The organism is Dongia soli (assembly GCF_034044715.1).
Taxonomy (GTDB): Bacteria; Pseudomonadota; Alphaproteobacteria; order Dongiales; family Dongiaceae; genus Dongia_B; species Dongia_B soli.
Map to the genome: position 1 here is coordinate 20,853 of NZ_JAXCLW010000008.1, position 19,240 is coordinate 40,092.

Below are 19,240 nucleotides of genomic sequence, written 5' to 3' on the forward strand. Positions count from 1 at the left end.
CAGAGCATGTGCGGCGGCATTGCTGGCGGCGCAAGCTTTGATTACAGTCTTGGAAAGCATCAGACTGCCGAATGATCGGTACATCACTTGCCGATGATTGACAGGCAGCGACCCGGTAGAGGCTCGGGACATGTCTGGGGGTTGAATCGGATGAGTGCGGACGTCGAACTCGATCACGTCACCATTGCTTTTGGCAATTTCATCGCCGTCAATGATGCCAGCTTGAAGATCAATAACGGCGAATTCTTCAGTTTTCTCGGCCCCTCCGGCTGCGGCAAGACAACCATTCTCCGCACCATTTCCGGCTTTCTTGAGCCCACCAAGGGCGCAGTGCGCATCGGCGGACGCGACATGGCGAGAATTGGACCGAACAAGAGGCCGACCGCGCTGATCTTCCAAAACCTCGCTTTGTTCCCGCTGATGACCGTGGCGGAAAATATCGCCTATGGGCTGCGCGTGCGCGGCATTGGAAAGGCCGAGCGGCGCCGCAAGGCCAATCAGTTGCTCAACTTGATCGCCTTGTCCGATCAGGGCGACAAGATGGTCAGCGAGCTGAGCGGCGGGCAGAAGCAGCGCGTCGCCATCGCCCGTGCGCTGGCGGTGGAGCCGCAGGTCCTGCTGCTCGATGAGCCGCTTTCTGCGCTCGATCTCAAACTGCGCCAGCATATGCGAAACGAGCTGCGGGCGATCCAGCAGCGCGTCGGCATCACCTTCATCTACATCACCCATGATCAGGGTGAGGCCTTGACTATGTCGGACCGCATCGCGGTGATGAATGAGGGTGTCATTCAGCAGGTCGGTGATGCGAAGAGCATCTATGACCGGCCTGCAACCTCCTTCGTCGCTTCTTTTGTCGGCGAGAACAATTCCCTCATCGGCAAGGTTGTCCAGGTCGATGGCGGTTATGCCCAGGTCAAGACCCCGCTGGGCAATGTCACGGGCCGCAACTTGCAGAACATCCGGATCGGCGATTCCGCGGTCGCCTTCATTCGGCCGGAGAAGCTGACGCAGCGCGAAGCCGCCAATCAGAACAGGCTGCAGACGACCGTCAAATCCATCGCCTTTGAAGGCAACCTCAGCCATGTCTACCTGGTCGGACCCGGCCATCGCAATCTCACCATGACGGTGAGCCGGGAAATACCCTTGCCTGAAACCGGCGCCTATATCGGGCTGCATGCAGCGATCGACGATACCTTGATCCTGCCTATGGGAAAGTTGGCCAGTGAGTAGACTGCTTCTTCCCCTCATCCCGGTTGTCGTCGCGCTCATCTTCTGGGCCATGGCGGCGGCGGAACGCCGCGCCGTCGGCAATGTCGCGCATTTCGGTTTCTTCCGCCGCAATGGCGCGGTCCTGTCGGCCTATCTGCTGGGCGCGGTCAGCTTGTGGATTCTGCTGCTGATCGTCCTGCCGCAGCTTTACATGGTGGAGTTTTCCTTCCGGCCGCGTTTGCCGCCGAGCGAAATCGGCGGGCCAAAGGATGTCTATACCCTGGCCAATTACAGCTATCTGATCTTCGGCCGCCCCGGCGATCCAGAAGGCTATAACAAGCTCCATCTCGGCATTTTTCTGCGCACCATCGTCGCCAGCATTTTCGTGACCTTGCTGAATTTCGCCATCTGCTATCCGATTGCCTTCTTCATGGCGAAGGTGGCCAAAGGCGGCTCGATGCGGCTGATGGTCCTGGCGCTGATCGTGCCCTTCTGGGTAAACGAGATCCTGCGTGCCTTTGCCTTCCGCATCCTCTTTTCCAGCGGTGGCATCTTCAATACGGTGCTGCTGGCGACCGGCCTGGTGGATGCGCCGCTCGATTTTTTCAAAAGCGATATCGCCCTCTATGCCGGCCTTTCCTATGCCTATCTGCTGCTGATGATCTTCCCGCTCTATAACGCGATCGAGGCGATGGACAGCAATCAGATCGAAGCCGCACGCGATCTCGGCGCCCCCTGGTGGCATATCCACCTCTTTGTCGTCATGCCGTATGCCAAGCCTGGCATCGCTTCGGGCTGCACCATGGTTTTCATGCTGACGGCGGGTGCCTTGGCGGCGCCCCAAGTCCTCGGCGGTCCCAGCAGCCTCTGGTTCACGCAGGTGGTCTATAACTGGTTCTATCAGGCCTTCAATTGGAATCTGGGTGCCGCCTATGCCTTCGCTTTGCTGATCGCCTGCGTCATCTTCGTCATGGTGGTCCTGCGTCTCTTCAAGGTGAGCTTGGGAGAGATCGCGAAATGAGGAAGATCGCACGATGACTTCCAAGGGCATTTTCAGCTTCTTCATCGGCTTCTATCTGCTGCTGTTCTTCGCCTATCTCTTCGGCCCGCTGCTCATCATGGGCGCAACGGCCTTCAACAATTCCTCCTATCCGCAGTTATGGCCCTGGGAGGGCTTCACGCTGTACTGGTTCATCAAGCTGGCCAATGACCAGGCTATGCTGCGCGGCATCGGCAACAGTCTGCTGGTTGGGCTGGGTGTCATCTGTCTCGCTGTGCCGATCGGCTTGGCCGGCGCCATCGTGATGACGCAGATCTATTGGCGGGCACGCGCGCTTTATTATCTCATCGTCGTCTCGCCGTTGCTGACGCCGGGTGTCATCATCGGCATCTCGACCGTGCTGTTCTGGCGCCAGCTATTGGGGGCAAACCAGCCGCTCTATAGCGGCTATTTCATGACCATTCTTGGCCAGGCCACCTTCATCTCGGCCTATTGCATGCTGATCTTCCTGTCCCGGCTGCAGCGTTTCGATCGCGCCCAGGAGGAAGCGGCACTCGATCTCGGCGCCAGCAATCTGCAATTCTTCTGGCAGGTGCTGCTGCCGTTTCTACGGCCGGCGGTCTTTTCCGCCGCGGTCCTGGCCTTTCTCTCTTCCTTTGAGAACTACAACACCACGACCTTCACCATTCTTGCCCGCACCACGCTGACGACGGAACTTGCCGGCCGCGTCCGGCAGGGCAGCAATCCCAGCCTCAGCGCGCTGGCCTTGCTCATCATCACCATCACGCTGATCGGCGCCATTCTTTACGAGATCTACAAGCGCCGCGAAGACCGGCGCGAAAAGGCCCGTGCCGCCGTAGCAGCGGCAGCGGCGGAAGCCGAAGGCGAACCGGCCATCGCTGCCGCCTGAGCGTTAACGCTGCCGCCATCTGGCCCTGCGCATTCGACTGGCCTGTCCCTATGGGGCCATCTGCCCGGCGCTCTAGACTGAAGGGAAATTCCCGTCAGCTATAGGAGCGTGCCGATGCAATATGCGGCCAACAGTCTCGAAAACCATTGGATGCCTTTCACCACTAATCGCGATTTCAAATCGGATCCGCGTCTGATGGTGAAAGCGCAGGGGCTCTATTACTGGAATCACAAGGGCGAGAAGCTGGTCGATGCGTCATCGGGCCTGTTCTGCTGCGCGGCAGGCCATGGCAGGAAGGAGATCCTCGAGGCGGTGACAGCGCAGATGGCGGAGATCGACTACACGCCGCATTTCCAGACCGGCCATCCCAGTTCCTTCGAGCTCGCCCGCATGGTGGCGAAGATCACGCCGGACAATCTCGACTACGTCTTCTTCTGCAATTCCGGTTCGGAAGCGGTGGAGACGGCGATCAAGATCGCGCTGGCCTATCACGTTGCCAATGGCGAAGGCCAGCGCACACGCTTCGTTAGCCGCGAACGCGCCTATCATGGTGTCAATATGGGCGGCGTCTCCTTGAGCGGCATGATGCGCAACCGCGAAGCCTTCGGCGCGGTGATGCCGGGTGTCGTGCATCTCCGACATACCTGGCTGCCGGAAAACCGCTTCTGCATCGGCGAGCCAGCAACTGGCGTTGAATTGGCGGAGGATTTGCAGCGTTTCGTCGATCTCTACGGCCCCCGCTCCATCGCCGCCTGTTTCGTCGAGCCGATCGCCGGATCGACCGGCGTCCTTATTCCGCCAAAAGGTTACCTCAAGCGCCTGCGGGAAATCTGCGACAAGCATGGCATCCTGCTGGTCTTCGATGAAGTGATCTGCGGTTTCGGCCGCACCGGCAAGGCTTTCGCAGCGCAGAGCTTCGGTGTGACGCCGGATATGATCACCATGGCGAAGGCACTCACCAATGGCGCGCTGCCGATGGGCGCGGTGGCGGTCAGCGACAAGATCTATAACACCGTCGTTGGCGCAGCGGCCGATGGCGCGGTTGAATTCTTCCACGGATACACTTACTCGGCTCATCCCGCCGCCTGCGCCGCCGGCATCGCCACCTTGAAGATCTACGAAAAGGAAGGCCTGTTCGAACGGGCGGCCGAGATGTCGGATTACTTTCTCGACCGCATGTATGCCTTGAAGGACATCAAGGCGGTCAGCGATATTCGCGGCTATGGCATGCTCTGCGGCATCGACCTCGCCCCCGGCGTCAGGCCGGGCCTTCGCGGCTACGATGCCACCAAGCGCCTCTTCAATCGCGGCCTGCATATCAAGTTCACCGGCGATGCCGGCATCTGCGCCCCGGCTCTGGTCGCCGAAAAGAGCCATATCGACGAAATCTATCAGATCTTCCGCGAAGTCTTCAGCGAGTATTGAGAAGGTACTGCCGATCTTCGTACGGCCCAAACGCTTACGAGGTTGTCATCAACTCTGCTGGTGATGACCATCGCACTGTGCCAGCATCAAACTGGGTTGTCACCCTCGGACTTGATCCGAGGGTCCATGGTGAAGCCCTGTACAATGTCGGATAAGAAGAGACCGCTCGACGTAACGCGCACGCTGTTCATCAGTCGCCACGGTGGACCCTCGGATCAAGTCCGAGGGTGACAAGTGTGTTTGTTGTAGCGAGCGTGCAACGATCAACAAGTTTGATGACGAGCTCGTTCGTTGTCGCTGATGTGCCAGAGCTTCGCACTGTCACCCCCTCACACCTTCATCCGAGCGCTGGTCGGGTCGTGGAACGGCTTCAGGCTGGCAGCGGCAGGAACGCGCTTGCCGGCGACCTCGATCTCGAATTTGCCACTCGCGACCAGCTCCGGTGTCACGCCGCCCGGATGCGTGACATAGCCCATGCCGATGGCGGCACCGATCGTGTGGCCGTAATTGGCCGAGGTGACGAAGCCGGTGATCCTGCCGTCGAGATAGATCGGCTCGTTGTGATAGAGCAGCACATCGGGATCGGTCAGCTTGAACTGCACCAGGCGCTTGGTCGGCGTTCCGGCCGCTTTCTGTTTCTCCACCACATCGCGCCCGGTGAAGTCCTTCTTGAAGCTGCAGATAAAGGCAAGGCCGGCTTCGACAGGCGTATCGTCAGTGCCGATATCATGGCCCCAATGGCGATAACCCTTTTCCAGGCGCAGGGCATCCATCGCATGCATGCCGGCCGGCTTGACGCCGAGATCGGCGCCAGCCGCCAGAACCGCATCCAGCACGCCGCGGGCATAATCCGCCGACAGATAGAGCTCCCAGCCGAGCTCGCCGACATAGGAAATGCGCACTGCCAGGGCCTCGGCCGATCCGATCACGATCCTGCGCGCGGCGCCGAAGGGGAAGCCTTCATTGGAGAGATCGGCATCGGTCAGGCGCTGCAGCAAGTTGCGACTGTTCGGACCCATCACGCCGAGCGTGCCAAATTGCGTGGTGATGTCCTCGATCTGCACCCGTGCGCCGGGCGTCATGTTCGATTTCAGGTAATGCAGGTCGCGTGTCGCCGTCGCAGCCGCCGTGGTGATCATGAAACGCGCGGCGTCGAGCTTGGTGACGGTGAGATCGGCCTCGATGCCGCCACGCTTGTTGAGCCATTGCGTATAAGCGGCACGGCCGGTCTGGCTGACATCGGCAGTGGAAATGCGCTGCAATTCCTTTTCCGCATCGGGCCCAGTCAGGAGGAATTTCGAGAAGGTGCTGAGATCGAACAGGCTGACATTCTCCCGCGTGTTGCGGCATTCCGCGGCGCAGTAATCGAACCAGTTCTGCTTCTGGTAGCTATATTGATAGACCGGTTCGACACCTTTGGGCGCATACCAGTTCGGCCGTTCCCAGCCGGCCACCTCGCCGAAACAGGCGCCCAGTTCCTTCCAGCGATCATAGAAGGGCGTGAGGCGAACCTCGCGCGAGGTTTCGAACTGGCGATAGGGCCAATGCATCGCATAAAGGAGACCCAGCGCCTCGGAAACGCGCGGCACCAGGAAGCTCTTGCGGCTCTGATGCGGCATGAAGCGGCGGATATCGACATCCCACAGATCGAAGGGTGGCTCACCTTCGGTGATCCAATGGGCCAGGGCCATGCCGGCGCCACCGCCCGATTGGATGCCGATGGAATTGAACCCGGCGGCGACGAAGAAGTTCTTCACTTCCGGCGCTTCACCCAGGCAATAGCGCTGGTCGGCGGTGAAGCTTTCCGGGCCGTTGAAGAATTTGCGGATGCCAATCTTCTCCAGGCTCGGCACGCGGTGCATGGCGCCTTCCAGGATCGGCGCGAAATGCTCGAAATCCTCCGGCAATTCATCGAAGCAGAAATCCGCCGGAATGCCGTTGACGGCCCAGGGTTTCGCCTGGGGCTCGAAGGCGCCCAGCAGCAACTTGCCGGCATCTTCCTTGTAATAGGCGCAGGCATCCATGTCCCGCAGTACCGGTAGATCGGCCGTCATGCCTTCCATCGCTTCGGTGACGATATAGAAATGCTCGCAGGCCTGGAGGGGAATATTGACGCCGATCTCTTCGCCGACCGCGCGCGCCCACATGCCGGCGCAATTGACCACCTTCTCGGCGCGGATCACGCCCTGGTCGGTCTCGACACCGACCGCGACACCATTCTCGACGATGACGCGGGTCACATTGGTGTCCTCAAAAATCTTCACGCCCTTCATCCGCGCACCGCGGGCGAGCGCCATGGTGGTATCGGCCGGGTTGCACTTGCCGTCCTTCGGATACCAGATGGCGCCGATCACATCATCGACATTGAGCAGCGGCCATTTCTGCTGGACCTCCTTCGGCCCGATTTCCTCGGCAATGACATCGAAGCCATGCAGCATGGACGCGCCGCGCCGCAATTCTTCCCAGCGTTCCGCATTGGTGGCGATGGAAAGACTGCCCGGCTGCACGAAGCCGGTAGCCTGGCCGGTTTCTTGTTCCAGCGTCGTGTAGAGATCGACCGTGTATTTCGCCAGTTTGGTGAGGTTCTGGGTATAGAGCGAGGAACGCACCAGCCCAGCCGCATGCCAGGTCGTGCCACTCGTTAGCTTCTTGCGTTCCAGCAACACCGTATCGGTCCAGCCAAGCTTCGCCAGATGATAGGCAACCGAGCAACCGACAATGCCGCCGCCGATAATGACGACACGGGCCTGGGTGGGTAGTGACATGGTTTGGTTCCTCTTGAAAATAATCACTTGTCATGCGCCTTGCTCCCTATTCCTCCCCTGGAGGTGGCGGGGACGTTGACGCTGCATCAATTGCTCCCTTCCCCGAAGCGGGGAGGGTCAGGGAGGGGACGCTACATCCGCAGCCTTGCATTCTCCGGGTCGTAAAGCGGCTCTTCCGCGACCACTGCCTTGCGCCGCTCGCCCAGCACCAGCACTTCAAGCTCTGTTCCAGGCTTGGCTAGATCGCTGCGCACATAAGCCAGCGCGATGCTTTTGCCGAGCGTATGCCCATAGCCACCGGAAGAAACGAGGCCGACATAATAGTCGCCGAGATAAACCGGCGCGCAAGCCGGCGCGTCGCAATCCTTCTCATCGTCGAGCAGCAGCGGCACGAAACGCTCCTTCGACCCATTCTGCCGCTCCGCCGTCAAGGCTTTGAGGCCTTTGTAATCCGGCTTCTGGAAGTCGACGAAGCGATCCAGGCTCGCCATCAGCGGGGTATATTCATGCGTCATGTCGCTCTTCCAGCCGCGATAGCATTTTTCCAGCCGCAAACTGTCCATCGCATACATGCCGAAATCGGCGATGCCATGCGCCTCGCCGGCCGCCCAGAGCCGGTCATAGACCGATACCATATGTTCGACCGGGCAATGCAGCTCCCAGCCGAGCTCGCCGACATAATTGACGCGCAAGGCCAGCATGCGAGCGAAACCGATCTCGATCTCTCTCCCCGAAAGCCAGGGAAAGGCTTTGTTGGAAAGATCGGTCTCGGTCACCTGCGACAGCAGCTCGCGCGCTTTCGGCCCGGCGATAATGATCGAGCCCATGCGGGCGGAGACATTGCTGAGCGTGACGGAGCCATCCGCCGGCAAGTGCTTCTCAATCCAGTCGATGTCATGCCATTCGGCGGCCGCGGCGCTGATCAGGTAGAAGCGGTTCTCCGCCAGCCGTGTGATGGTGAATTCACTGACGATGCCGCCTTTGTCATTCAGCATATAAGAAAGCGTGATGCGGCCGGTCTTCGGCAGCTTGCCGCAGATCATCCCGTCCAGCCAAGCAGCAGCACCAGGGCCGTCGAGCATCAGCTTGCTGAAGCCGCCGAGATCGAGAATACCGACCCGCTCGCGCACCGCCTTGCATTCGGCGGCGACCGAGTCATGCCAGTTGCTGCGGCGGAAACTCGGGCGCGGTGTCGGATCGGCGCCCGGCTGCGGGAACCAGGCGGCGCGCTCCCAGCCGCCGCGGGCGCAGAAATTGGCACCCTTGGCTTTCAGCTTCTCGTAAAGCGGCGTGACCTTGGCGGGACGGCCGGCGGGCCATTCATTGCTGGGATAGGCGATGGCATATTCGTTCTGATAGAGCTCCAGCGCCTTGTCGACCACATAGCTCTTGGTGGCATAATCCGTATAGCGCCGCGGATCGAGCGACCAGAAATCCCATTCCGGTTCGCCATGGGCGATCCATTCGGCCACTGTCTTGCCGGCGCCGCCGGATTGCGCGATGCCGAAACTGAAGCAGCAGCATTGATAGAAATTCGGCAGGCCATGGGCTGGCCCGATATAGGGATTGCCGTCGGGCGAATAGGGGATCGGGCCGTTGATGACACGCTGTACGCCAACCTTGCCCAGGATCGGCACCCGGCCGATCGCCGCCTCGATATAGGTTTCCAGCCGCTCCAGATCATCTGGATAGAGCTGGTAAGCAAAATCCTCGGGGATGCCATCCAGCCAATGGGCCTGGGCGCGTTCCTTTTCATAGGGACCGAGGATCAGGCCGTGCCGTTCCTGGCGCAGGTAATAGCTGACATCGGGATCGCGCATCAGCGGCAGCTTGCCCTGATAGCTTTCCAGCTCGGGAATGGTTTCGGTGACGAGATATTGGTGCGACATGGAAACGATTGGCATGTATTGCCCGACCATGGCCATGATCTCACCCGCCCGGTAGCCTGCCGCATTGACCACAATCTCGCAGAGAATGTCGCCCTTGTCGGTGATCACTTTCCATTCGCCCTTCGGCGTGCGCTCCAGCCCCGTGACCTTGGTGAAGCGCTGCACCCGTGCGCCCTTGTCCTTGGCGCCTTTCGCATAGGCCTGGGTCAACTGGCTGGGGTCGATATCTCCATCATGCGGGTCCCACAGACCACCGACGATATCGTGCAACTCCATGAAGGGGTATTTGGCCTTGATCTCGGCCGGGTCCAACAGTTCGAAATCGATGCCCTGGGCGCGCGCCATGGCGACCACATGCCAGTACTCATCCATGCGCTCTTGACTATGGGCGAGGCGGATCGAACCGGTGATGTGGTAATTGATGGGGTAGTCGACCTCTTCGCCCAGTCTTGCGTAAAGCTCGGTCGAATGGCGCTGGAACTTGATGATGTTCCAATTGGTGGAGAAGTTCGGGCAATTGCCGGCCGCATGCCAGGTCGAGCCGGACGTCAATTCATCGCGTTCCAGCAGCAGGCAATCGGTCCAGCCCAATTGCGCCAGATGATACAGCGCGCTGCACCCGACGGCGCCGCCGCCAATGATCACGACGCGGGCATAATCCGTGCGGGCATGATCGGTCATTCTCCCCAAACTCCCTAATTATTTCGTTGTGATCCGCAGTTTTGCGGTTTCCGACCCTGGGTACAATGTCACCGGATGTTGCACCGGCATGAAATCAACTCATGACATCATCACCACCCCATCGCCTCCTGTGGCAGGCGGATCGGCAGGCGGGCGCGGATCACGTCGTCGATATTGCGGGTGATCGGGTGCGGATGATGCGATTTCAGGATCGCCTGCGTTTTCGTCACGGCCCGCTGGACGATATTGGTGGCGCCCTGTTCGGTCCACTCATTCGGGCTCTTGCGGTCGCCGATTTCCGGATAGACATATTCGCGCTGCATCAAGCGCAAGGTTTGCTCGGAACCGAGATAATGGCCGGGGCCGCTCAGACAGATGGAACGGATCGTCTCCACCGACAGGGCCTCCTCGGTGACGTCGATGCCGCGAATGGTGCGCTGGGTGGCGCCGAGGATGTCGTTATCGATCAACAGCGCCTCGATGCAAAAGCCGAGCAGGCTTGCCTGCATGCCGGCCGATTCGTAGATCAGATTGGCGCCAGCATTGCCGACCAGGGCATGGTTATAGGCCTTCTCACCGCCCGCTTGGGCATCGGGAATCTTCGAATCCGTGATGCCGGATGAGGTGCCGCCGGTCAAATCGTAGAAATGCGCCATCTGTCCGCAGGCAGCGGAGAGCAAAGCCTGTTCCGGGCTGCCGCCGGACATGGCGCCGGTCCGCAGGTCGGAAACGAAAGGCCAGGTGCCGAAGATCGCCGGCGCGCCGGGTTTCAGCGCATTGACATAGACCAGTCCGGCGAGGCACTCCGCCACCGCCTGCACCACCGCCCCGGCCAAAGCGGCCGGCGCGGTGGCGCCGGCCTGTCCGGCGGAGAGCAGCAGGACCGGCATGCCGCCGCGCACCGCCAGTTCCAGGCAGCGACAGGCATCCTGGGCGAATTTCAGCGGCGGGACCACGAAACAATTCGACTGGCTGACGAAGGGCCGGGCGCGCCACTTATCTTCGCCGCCGGCCATCAGATGCAGCATCTCGAAAGAGAGCTTGAGATGGGCGGGATCGACCCAGGAGGAGCCGACATGCTTGGTCGTCCCCATCACGCTGGCATAGCAGGTGTTGACATCCATCTCGAAGGGATCGGGCAGGTCGCGGCAGACGGTGGTGCGCTGGAAGAAATGCACATGCTCCAGCGTGTCGACCACGCGGGCGATATCATAGAGATCCCGCACTTGGGATTCGCGATAGGCGCCGGTGACGGGATCGACGATATTGACCGCCGCCCCGGCGGTGCCGAAATAGACCCTTTTGCCCCAGGGTTCCATATCGTGCTTCGGATCCTGGCCGTGAAGCACGAAATGCCGCCCGGCTTTGGCGACGCTGTCTTCGACCAGGCTGCGGGGGAAGGTCAGGCGGCCGTTGCTTTCCAACTTGCCACCGGCCGCGGTGACGGCCTCAATGCAGCTTGGAATGGCATCGGCAAAACCGATCTCGGCCAGCACATCCAGCGCGGCGCGATGGATCTTCTCAATATCAGCCGGGAGCAAGGCCTGGAAGCGGCCGCCTTCCATGCCGGGATTGACCGGCCGGTCATTTACCGCCAGTGGCGCGGCCCTCAAAGCGCGCCGCGCCTCGCGACCGCCGCGACGGCTGGTTTCCTCCGGTCTGCCGGCTGCATTTCCTTGAACGGAGCTCATGGAACCTCCTCCCCGGCCGGGCGCCTTTATTTGGCTTGATAAGGCGCCATTTTCCGCCTCGACCGGGCAATGCCGCAAGCGAGACTATTTCACCGATGAATGAGGTCGATTCATGTCAAGCCCGCTACCCGGCAATAGACCGCGGTTGGCGTCGTCCCAAGCCGATCATCTGATCGAATGCTAAAGCTGCGGCAATTCCCGGGGGCGCAGGCCTTTCAGCCAGAGAATGGCGATCATGGCAAAAAACACCGGGGGAAGGATGAGGCCCGCAATGACCGGCCAGCCGAATTCCGTGAGGAGGCTGCCGGAGGCAAAGGAGCCGATCACCATGGCGCCGAAGACGACGAAATCGTTCAACGATTGCACCCTCGGTCCTTCATCGAGCGCGTGACACGTCAGCACCATCGCCGATGCCCCCAGGAAGCCGAAATTCCAGCCGAAACCAAGTAGAACCAGCGCTATCCAAAAATGATGGACGGTCAGGCCGCTCAACCCCGCAATCGCAGCGAGCGCAATCCCGGATAATCCGGCCAGGATGATGTTCGGTGCGCCGAAACGGGCGATCAGCCGGCCGGTGAAAAAACTCGGTGCATACATGGCCACCACGTGAAACTCGATTCCGCAATTAGCCGAGGCTCGCGATATGCCGCACAATTCCATGGCAAGCGGCGCCGAGGTCATCATGAAATTCATCATCATATAGCTCACCACACCGCTCAACATCGCGACGGCAAGTCTTGGCTGCCGGATAATCGATGAAATTGGCCGGCCGCCAGCGGTCTTTGCCGCGGAAGGCCGATAATCGAAGCGAATACCCAGCAGCACGCCGGCCGATAGCAACGATACTGCGGCGGCGGCTAAATAGGTGATGACGTAAGCCTCGGGCAACCATAGATTCATGGTGGCCGTCACCAGTTGCGGTCCGAGAATGCCGGCGACGATACCGCCGGCGAGGACTGTCGATAATGCCTTCGGTCGATCCTCCGCGCGAACGCATTCCGCTGCTGCGAACCGGAACGTCAGGACGACAGCGGCATAGGCACCTCCGAAAAGCATGGCGATGCAAAACAGCGCAAAAGAATGGACGGTGAGCGCAAGAGCGGCAAGAAGCCCGATGATCACGCCGCACAGATTTCCAAACATGAACGCAGCCTTGCGGCCGAAACGCCGCGTGATGAGGCCAACAGGCAATGTGGCGGCCGCCATGCCGATGACGAAGATGGAGAGCGGCATGGTCGCCAATGCGGGGCGCGGTGCTAGCAAGTGGCCGATGATGGCGCTGGTCGCGTAAACGACCACCGAATTGGCGCCGGCCAGCGCCTGGGCGGCCGCCAGGCGCAGCACATTGCTATTCAGCCGAAGATTGAACATCAAATCCCCCCGTCGATCTCCGGAAATGTCCAGGATCGCTTCGAATCTTATCAGAGCGCGATTTTCGAGGGCGATAATGCCTTCAATCGAAGATCAGGCGCAACCGGTCCCGCGGGGGTTGGCGCCTGAAGGCGCGCATATAGCAACGGGAAAAATGGGATAATGAGACGAAGCTGAGGGGCGATCCCGACTTCGGTGATGCTCATCTGTGATGATGAAACTTTCACAGAAGCATTCTTGACTATTTCGATAATTCGCTATTTATGGAAATATGAAAGAGAAACAAGCTTTGGAAGCCTTTTCCGCCTTGTCAAATGCGACGCGGCTGGAGGTGTTTCGATACTTAATCAAAATGGCACCGGATGCCGTACCTGCGGGAGACATTGCGCGCGAGGTCGAGATACCTGCAAGCACCATGTCGACTCAACTTGCGATCCTCAGTCGGGCGGGGTTGATCACGCCGATTCGTAGCGGACGCGTGGTCGGCTACAAGGCTGATATCGAAGGCGTGAGAGCTTTACTGAATTATCTCGTGCGCGATTGCTGTCGCGGCAAGCCGGAGGTCTGCTCGAACCTTATCAAGGCAGTATTACCGGACTGCTGTTAGCACCGGCGTAATCCGGCATCACTGGACGGACCTTATGGAGGCTCTCGTGGTTGACCAGGTGTTCAACGTGCTCTTTCTGTGCACCGGTAATTCCGCGCGCAGCATTCTAGCCGAAGCTATCATGAACCGGGAAGGTCAGGGCCGCTTCAAGGGCTTCAGTGCTGGCAGTCATCCCAAAGGCCAAGTGCATCAATTCGCATTAGGTTTATTGAAGAAAATGAACCATCCGACTGATGGATTGCGCTCTAAAGGCTGGGAAGAATTCGCACAGCCTGGCGCGCCCGAAATGGATTTCGTCTTCACTGTCTGCGACAACGCAGCAAATGAGGTCTGCCCTGTTTGGCCTGGACAGCCGATGAGTGCTCATTGGGGCTTACCCGACCCAGCAGCGGCTATTGGCTCAGAAACGGAGCAGCGTCTCGCTTTCGCCGATACATACCGCATGTTGCGCAATCGCATCAGCATCTTCATCAGTCTGCCTATGAAGTCGCTCGACAAGCTCAGTCTTCAGAATCGCCTGGAAGATATCGGCCGTAGCTTGCCCGAAACGGCTTGAGTTGCCCCGCATTACTCGACAAATAAGAAAGTCCGCACATGTCCACGTTCGAGCGCTACCTGACCGTCTGGGTATTCCTCTGTATTGTTCTCGGTATCGCCCTTGGCAACTTCTTCTCGCCGCTCTTTCACATGATTGGCGCGATGGAAATTGCCAACGTCAATTTTCCCGTCGCCATTCTTATCTGGCTGATGATCATTCCGATGTTGGTGAAGATTGACTTTGCCGCCCTCGGCCAGGTTAAGGAACATTGGCGGGGCATCGGCGTGACTCTGTTCGTGAACTGGGCTGTTAAACCATTTTCGATGGCCATGTTGGGATGGCTCTTCATTGGATATCTTTTCCGGCCTCTGCTACCAGAAGCTCAGATCGACTCCTATATTGCTGGTCTCATCATCCTGGCAGCTGCTCCCTGCACCGCCATGGTCTTTGTTTGGAGCAATTTATCCGACGGTGAGCCACATTTCACGCTGAGCCAAGTGGCGCTGAATGATATGATCATGGTGGTTGCTTTCGCACCTATTGTGGCGCTTCTTCTTGGCCTTTCGGCGATTACCGTTCCCTGGCAGACCCTGGCCTTGTCAGTCGCTCTTTACATCGTTGTGCCGGTGATTATTGCGCAGATCGTGCGACGCTCGATTATTGTAAGTGGCGGGCTTCCGGCGCTTCAGCGACTGCTTTCGACGCTACAGCCGGTTTCGCTTGTTGCACTTCTGACGACGCTGGTCCTGTTGTTCGGCTTCCAAGGGGACCAGATTCTGGCGCAGCCGACGACAATCGTCTTGTTGGCGGTCCCCATTCTGATCCAGGTCTATTTCAACTCCGGCTTGGCATATCTGCTAAATCGGGCTTGCGGCGAAGCGCATTGTGTTGCCGCACCTTCCGCTCTGATTGGCGCCAGTAATTTCTTTGAATTGGCCGTGGCCGCCGCAATCAGCCTATTCGGCCTGCAATCCGGCGCCGCCCTGGCGACCGTGGTCGGTGTGTTGATCGAAGTCCCGGTGATGCTTTCCGTCGTCAAGATCGTCAATTCGACAAAGGCCTGGTATGAGCGGGGCCGCGCCGTACGCGGCGGGAAGCCGCTGGTCGGTCAGCATCGCTAGAGATGACAGGAGATTCGACGCGGGCTGCTTCTCCACAGCAGATCCTGCGCTCTATCTGCGTTGGTTCTCCACGGCAAACTTCATTTGCCAAGGCGTCTGTCGAGCAAATGCCAGTTTCCGGAAGCACAAGATGAATCTGCTGCGCTGCCTTAATGTCACCCGCGATCGCGGCAACGACAGAGCGGGCTTGCTCATAACCGGTAAGTAGCAAAAAGTCGGTGCGCGCCCGTAAGATTTCACGCCAACCGTAAAGAAGTTAGGCTCAGGGTGTGAAAGCTCTAGATAGCCATGCGGCGGAACAGTGCCACAGGAATGCAGATTGGGATCGATCATTGGCCCAAGGGCTTTGACGCTCTCCAGCGAGGGGTCAAGTTCCAATCTCAGCTCGCGGGTCATGTGGAGATCCGGACGTTGGCCGGTTGCGGCAATGATCTGGTCGACCGGTCCGACTGACACAAGTCCATCGGCGGTTTCGCCGTGGAGGACCAGTCCGTCTCCGCTGGAGGAGACTTTCTCCGTTGAGAATCCCCGCACGAGATTGACCTCGCCTTGATCAACGAGCTGCCTTAAATGCATGCCTAATGCGCCTCTGGCTGCGAGCTGATCGGCCTCTCCCCCGCCATAGATGCGCGCAAGGTCGGTTCCTCGAACGACCCAGGTGATTTGTTTGGCATTGCCAGGAAGTCTGGCAAGATCCAGCAGCACATTGATTGCCGAGTATCCCGACCCGACCACGGCGGAGCGCCTTCCGGCATAACGTTCCTTCAATTTTCCCAGAATATCGGGCATGCCATAAACAATGTGGGCTGCGTTCTCCGTCTCACCGGGTACAGTCAGTCCAGATCCACCAAGGGGGTTGGCATTTGTCCACGTGCCGGACGCGTCGATAACAGCCCGCGCGTGTTCGTAATACACATTGCCGGAGCTGTCCGCGATCCGTAGGCGAAACGGCTTCGCTGCGCGATCCTTGCTGGAGACCTTGTCAATGCCCGCGCGGGAAATTGCTGTCACGCGCGCGTCGGTTTTGATGAAGGGCTTCAGTTCGGGAACTTCCGCGAGAGGTTTCAGATAGCGTTCGACAATTTCGCCACCTGTCGGGAGGGTGGAGAGATTCGACATTTTCCAACCGGATTTTTCGAGGAATCGAACCGAGACGGGATCGATGCTCTGTTCCCATGTGGTAAATATCTTCACATGCGCCCAATCGAGCAGGTTAGTTCCCACCGACGCACCGGCTTCATATATGTGAAATTCGATACCACGCTCCGCCAAGTTGGCGCCGGCAGCCAATCCGATAGGGCCTGCGCCGATGACAGCGACTGGTAGATCTCTAAGTTGAGCCATCCACCAACTCCTTCGTTAATTCCGGTAGAATCGAAATACGAGGTCAAAAAAAATCAGGCGGCTTTGCCTCTTGGCTTGCAAGCGGCATCAACGCAGCATTCAGCAACAAGGTAATCGACGAGGGAATTCATAGCTGTGTAATTGGCTCGGCAGATGAGAGTTGTTGCCTGCCGCTCCTGTGTGATTAGGCCATTCGCAACCAAGTTCTTCAGGTGATGCGACAGGGTCGATGCGGCAATTCCAATCTTGTCCTGCAAACTCCCTACCGGCAGGCCGTCATCACCTGCTCTTACCAGGGCACGATATACCTGTAAGCGGGTCGGATTGCCCAAGGCTTCAAGTTGGCTAGCTGCTAATTCGAGTTTCATGGAAATATTGTGTATCTGAGCCCCTCTGTGGTCAAGAGCTTATTTCGGCATTTATCGAAATAGATCTTGAGTCCTCGTGCGTTGGCGCAGCAATGAGTTTTAGATTGAAATTGAAACCGGCATTACCGCGATCTTGACACACCGCTTTCAGCACAGTTCGCAAGGTGTTTTCGATCTTAATCGCAGATCAGCCGCAGCCGGTCTTGCCGGGGTTGGCGCCCGAAGGCGCGCATATAGCAGCGCGAAAAATGGGATAATGAGACGAAGCCGAGGGCGGTGCCGACTTCCGTGATGCTCATCTGGGTCTGATGCAGCAAGTGTCGGGCGCGCTGCATGCGGCGCTGCATGGCGAACTGGCTGGGGGCGGCGCCGAAACAGCGTTTGAACAGTCGTTGCAGCTGGCGTGGACAAATGCCGACCTGCTCCGCCAGCTCTTCCGTGGAGATCGGCTCGGCCAGATGCGCATCGATAATTTCCAGGGCCTGCAGCACCGTCGGGTTCCGGATGCCGCGGGCGCCGGCAGGGCAGATATGCTGGCTTTCCGTCCCCGGGCGCAGGCGATCGTGATTGAGCGCATCGGCGATCGCACGGGTGGACCGCTCGTCCAGGGCTTCGGCCGTGCAGGCGAGGGCGAAATCGATCAGCGCCTTCTTACCGGCGCAGGTCAGGCGACGGTTATCGGCGACATAGAGGCGGTCCTGCAGGTCGAGGTCGGGCCAGGTCTCGCTGAGACTGTCTTGCAGCGGCCATGGCGCGGTACAGCCTCTGCCATCGAGCAGGCCGGCTTCGGCAAGCAGCGGCACGGCATCGCCGCTGGCGAGAATGTGACTGTGTCGGGCGGCGGCGCGCCGCAGCCAGGCCAAGAGCTTTTGGTCGGCTATGGCCTCGTCGCCGCTCAGCAGCACGATATTATCCGGGCACTCTTCGCCGCAAATGGCGCGGGCCGGTTGTACCGCCGTGCCGAGCGAACAAAGGACTGGCAGGCCATCGCTGCTGAGCAGTTGCCAAGTGAAGACGGTGCGGCGGGCCCGGGCATTGGCGATGCCGAATGTGTCGCAAAGCGCCGCCAGCTCATAAAGCGGGAAACCCGGCAGCATCAGGATGGTGATCTCGATCCGGCCGGTTGCCAGACTTCGCCGCAAAAGGGGCATCGTCGCCGACGGCAAGACCGCCGGCAGGGCAGGCCGCGGGGAAGGGGATCGAAGCTCTTGCATCGGCTGCATCGGATCGGCTCTGCTGGCAGTTGCCGCCATTTATGCGGTGGTCCAAGCATGCCTTGCGTGATCCACCGCGCAAGCGAGACTATGTCATTGTCAGATGAGAAAAAGTCATCTAACCAATCTTTATGCGGCGGCAGATACCTTCTCTTACGGCCTTGCGGGCATTCGAAGCGGCGGCGCGGCTTTCCAGTTTCCGTGCCGCGGCGGAGGAGCTGAGCATCACCCAATCGGCAGTCAGCCATCAGATCGCCGGGCTGGAGGAACGTCTTGGCACGGCCTTGTTTCACCGCACCGCCCGGCGGGTCGAACTGACCGAGGCCGGCGCGCTTTATTATCCCTTCCTGCGCGACGCCTTCGATCGCATCAGCCAGGGAACCGATCTGGTGCTCCGCGTCGCCACCACCGACGATCTCATGGTGCAGGTTTATGTCACCGTGGCGGCGCGCTGGCTGATCCCGCGGCTGCATCATTTCCAGGCGGTCAATCCCGATATCCTGGTGCGCTTCAATACCAGTCATTTCTACTGGCATTTCGACCCCAGCACCGCCGATCTCGGCATGGTCTGCACCGATGACACGGGCGACCCCAGCTACCATTTCACCTTTCTCGCGCCGGCACGGCTGGAAGTTGTCTGCAGTCCGGCTTTGGCGAAAAAGGGATTGAAGCGGCCGGCCGATCTCGCCGATCACGCTCTGCTGCAGCTTTTCAACAAGGAAGAAGATTGGGAGGTCTGGCGCGCCGCTGCCGGCATTCCCCATCTCAAGGGCCGCAGCCATCTCAATGGCCGTGCTGTGCCGAAATTCGATTCTTATCTGCTGGCATTGGCGGCGGCGATCGATGGCCAGGGTGTGGCGCTGGCGCCGCATTTCCTGGTCGCGGAGGATTTGAAAAGCGGCCGTCTGGTGCGGCCCTTCAATATCAGCGCCAAGCAGCCCGGCGGCTGGTATCTGGTCTGCCGCAAGGAGCGCGCCCAGGAGCCCCGCATTCAGCGTTTCACTGCCTGGATGCAGGAACAGATCGCGCAGGACCCGGATTTTATCTGAGCGGTCGCCCAATTGCGCAGAAAGGCGTCAGGAAGGGCAGAAACGGATATCGACAGCG

At 59.5% G+C, this 19,240-nt stretch carries 15 protein-coding genes; 8 read left to right on the forward strand and 7 right to left on the reverse strand.

What is annotated here, in order from left to right; translation table 11 throughout:
* Nucleotides 1–150: 150 nt before the first annotated feature.
* From SMD27_RS20215 to SMD27_RS20230, 4 genes are all read left to right on the forward strand, one after another.
* The gene (locus tag SMD27_RS20215; protein ID WP_320510251.1) at nucleotides 151–1,230 is read left to right on the forward strand and encodes an ABC transporter ATP-binding protein; all 1,080 of its coding nucleotides are present in this window, start codon (nucleotides 151–153) and stop codon (nucleotides 1,228–1,230) included.
* Complete coding sequence (locus SMD27_RS20220; protein ID WP_320510252.1) at nucleotides 1,223–2,230, forward strand: ABC transporter permease; 1,008 nt, start codon at nucleotides 1,223–1,225, stop codon at nucleotides 2,228–2,230. The genes SMD27_RS20215 and SMD27_RS20220 overlap by 8 nt, the downstream gene beginning before the upstream one ends.
* Before the next feature lie 13 nt (nucleotides 2,231–2,243).
* Complete coding sequence (locus tag SMD27_RS20225) at nucleotides 2,244–3,119, forward strand: ABC transporter permease (RefSeq protein ID WP_320510253.1); 876 nt, start codon at nucleotides 2,244–2,246, stop codon at nucleotides 3,117–3,119.
* A gap of 114 nt (nucleotides 3,120–3,233) precedes the next feature.
* The gene (locus tag SMD27_RS20230) at nucleotides 3,234–4,544 is read left to right on the forward strand and encodes an aspartate aminotransferase family protein (protein ID WP_320510254.1); all 1,311 of its coding nucleotides are present in this window, start codon (nucleotides 3,234–3,236) and stop codon (nucleotides 4,542–4,544) included.
* 329 nt (nucleotides 4,545–4,873) lie between these two features.
* Here SMD27_RS20230 and SMD27_RS20235 read toward each other — a convergent pair whose 3' ends face one another.
* The 4 genes from SMD27_RS20235 to SMD27_RS20250 all read right to left on the reverse strand — a co-directional run bounded on the left by SMD27_RS20235 (nucleotide 4,874) and on the right by SMD27_RS20250 (nucleotide 12,941).
* The gene (locus SMD27_RS20235; protein ID WP_320510255.1) at nucleotides 4,874–7,309 is read right to left on the reverse strand and encodes a GcvT family protein; all 2,436 of its coding nucleotides are present in this window, start codon (nucleotides 7,307–7,309) and stop codon (nucleotides 4,874–4,876) included.
* 131 nt (nucleotides 7,310–7,440) lie between these two features.
* Nucleotides 7,441–9,879: a GcvT family protein gene (locus tag SMD27_RS20240; protein WP_320510256.1), complete on the reverse strand. Its 2,439-nt coding sequence runs from the start codon at nucleotides 9,877–9,879 to the stop codon at nucleotides 7,441–7,443.
* 110 nt (nucleotides 9,880–9,989) lie between these two features.
* Nucleotides 9,990–11,570 carry a trimethylamine methyltransferase family protein gene (locus tag SMD27_RS20245; RefSeq protein ID WP_320510257.1) on the reverse strand — a complete coding sequence of 527 codons (1,581 nt, stop codon included), beginning with the start codon at nucleotides 11,568–11,570 and terminating at the stop codon, nucleotides 9,990–9,992.
* 180 nt (nucleotides 11,571–11,750) lie between these two features.
* Nucleotides 11,751–12,941 carry an MFS transporter gene (locus SMD27_RS20250; RefSeq protein WP_320510258.1) on the reverse strand — a complete coding sequence of 397 codons (1,191 nt, stop codon included), beginning with the start codon at nucleotides 12,939–12,941 and terminating at the stop codon, nucleotides 11,751–11,753.
* A 271-nt stretch (nucleotides 12,942–13,212) separates the two neighbouring features.
* On the opposite strand from SMD27_RS20250, the gene SMD27_RS20255 reads away from it, so the two are divergent.
* Genes SMD27_RS20255 through arsB form a run of 3 tightly spaced genes read left to right on the forward strand, consistent with a single transcriptional unit; the run spans nucleotide 13,213 to nucleotide 15,207 of the window.
* Nucleotides 13,213–13,548, forward strand: coding sequence for an ArsR/SmtB family transcription factor (locus tag SMD27_RS20255; protein ID WP_320510259.1), 336 nt, complete (start codon nucleotides 13,213–13,215; stop codon nucleotides 13,546–13,548).
* A gap of 46 nt (nucleotides 13,549–13,594) precedes the next feature.
* On the forward strand, nucleotides 13,595–14,104 hold the full coding sequence (locus SMD27_RS20260) for an arsenate reductase ArsC (protein WP_452094310.1): 510 nt from the start codon (nucleotides 13,595–13,597) through the stop codon (nucleotides 14,102–14,104).
* 38 nt (nucleotides 14,105–14,142) lie between these two features.
* Complete coding sequence (gene arsB, locus SMD27_RS20265) at nucleotides 14,143–15,207, forward strand: ACR3 family arsenite efflux transporter (protein WP_320510261.1); 1,065 nt, start codon at nucleotides 14,143–14,145, stop codon at nucleotides 15,205–15,207.
* A 51-nt stretch (nucleotides 15,208–15,258) separates the two neighbouring features.
* Here the strand turns inward: arsB and SMD27_RS20270 are convergent, their stop codons facing one another.
* The 3 genes from SMD27_RS20270 to SMD27_RS20280 form a co-directional block, all read right to left on the reverse strand.
* Entirely contained in the window at nucleotides 15,259–16,551 is a 1,293-nt protein-coding gene (locus SMD27_RS20270) for an NAD(P)-binding domain-containing protein (RefSeq protein ID WP_320510262.1), read from the reverse strand.
* Nucleotides 16,552–16,604: 53 nt separating this feature from the next.
* Nucleotides 16,605–16,919 carry an ArsR/SmtB family transcription factor gene (locus SMD27_RS20275; RefSeq protein WP_320510263.1) on the reverse strand — a complete coding sequence of 105 codons (315 nt, stop codon included), beginning with the start codon at nucleotides 16,917–16,919 and terminating at the stop codon, nucleotides 16,605–16,607.
* Between the two features lie 176 nt (nucleotides 16,920–17,095).
* Nucleotides 17,096–18,061 carry a GlxA family transcriptional regulator gene (locus tag SMD27_RS20280; protein ID WP_320510264.1) on the reverse strand — a complete coding sequence of 322 codons (966 nt, stop codon included), beginning with the start codon at nucleotides 18,059–18,061 and terminating at the stop codon, nucleotides 17,096–17,098.
* A 203-nt stretch (nucleotides 18,062–18,264) separates the two neighbouring features.
* Here SMD27_RS20280 and SMD27_RS20285 point away from each other — a divergent pair, with 203 nt between their 5' ends.
* Complete coding sequence (locus tag SMD27_RS20285) at nucleotides 18,265–19,182, forward strand: LysR substrate-binding domain-containing protein (RefSeq protein ID WP_320510265.1); 918 nt, start codon at nucleotides 18,265–18,267, stop codon at nucleotides 19,180–19,182.
* Nucleotides 19,183–19,240 lie beyond the last annotated feature (58 nt).

What these genes read in the sequence shown, in the direction of transcription:
- SMD27_RS20275 (WP_320510263.1), bottom strand. Translation starts at nt 16,919, where the DNA reads ATGAAACTCGAATTAGCAGCTAGCCAACTTGAAGCCTTGGGCAATCCG.
- SMD27_RS20225 (WP_320510253.1), top strand. Translation starts at nt 2,244, where the DNA reads ATGACTTCCAAGGGCATTTTCAGCTTCTTCATCGGCTTCTATCTGCTG.
- SMD27_RS20245 (WP_320510257.1), bottom strand. Translation starts at nt 11,570, where the DNA reads ATGAGCTCCGTTCAAGGAAATGCAGCCGGCAGACCGGAGGAAACCAGC.
- SMD27_RS20240 (WP_320510256.1), bottom strand. Translation starts at nt 9,879, where the DNA reads ATGACCGATCATGCCCGCACGGATTATGCCCGCGTCGTGATCATTGGC.
- SMD27_RS20250 (WP_320510258.1), bottom strand. Translation starts at nt 12,941, where the DNA reads ATGTTCAATCTTCGGCTGAATAGCAATGTGCTGCGCCTGGCGGCCGCC.
- arsB (WP_320510261.1), top strand. Translation starts at nt 14,143, where the DNA reads ATGTCCACGTTCGAGCGCTACCTGACCGTCTGGGTATTCCTCTGTATT.
- SMD27_RS20270 (WP_320510262.1), bottom strand. Translation starts at nt 16,551, where the DNA reads ATGGCTCAACTTAGAGATCTACCAGTCGCTGTCATCGGCGCAGGCCCT.
- SMD27_RS20285 (WP_320510265.1), top strand. Translation starts at nt 18,265, where the DNA reads ATGCGGCGGCAGATACCTTCTCTTACGGCCTTGCGGGCATTCGAAGCG.
- SMD27_RS20230 (WP_320510254.1), top strand. Translation starts at nt 3,234, where the DNA reads ATGCAATATGCGGCCAACAGTCTCGAAAACCATTGGATGCCTTTCACC.
- SMD27_RS20215 (WP_320510251.1), top strand. Translation starts at nt 151, where the DNA reads ATGAGTGCGGACGTCGAACTCGATCACGTCACCATTGCTTTTGGCAAT.
- SMD27_RS20235 (WP_320510255.1), bottom strand. Translation starts at nt 7,309, where the DNA reads ATGTCACTACCCACCCAGGCCCGTGTCGTCATTATCGGCGGCGGCATT.
- SMD27_RS20255 (WP_320510259.1), top strand. Translation starts at nt 13,213, where the DNA reads ATGAAAGAGAAACAAGCTTTGGAAGCCTTTTCCGCCTTGTCAAATGCG.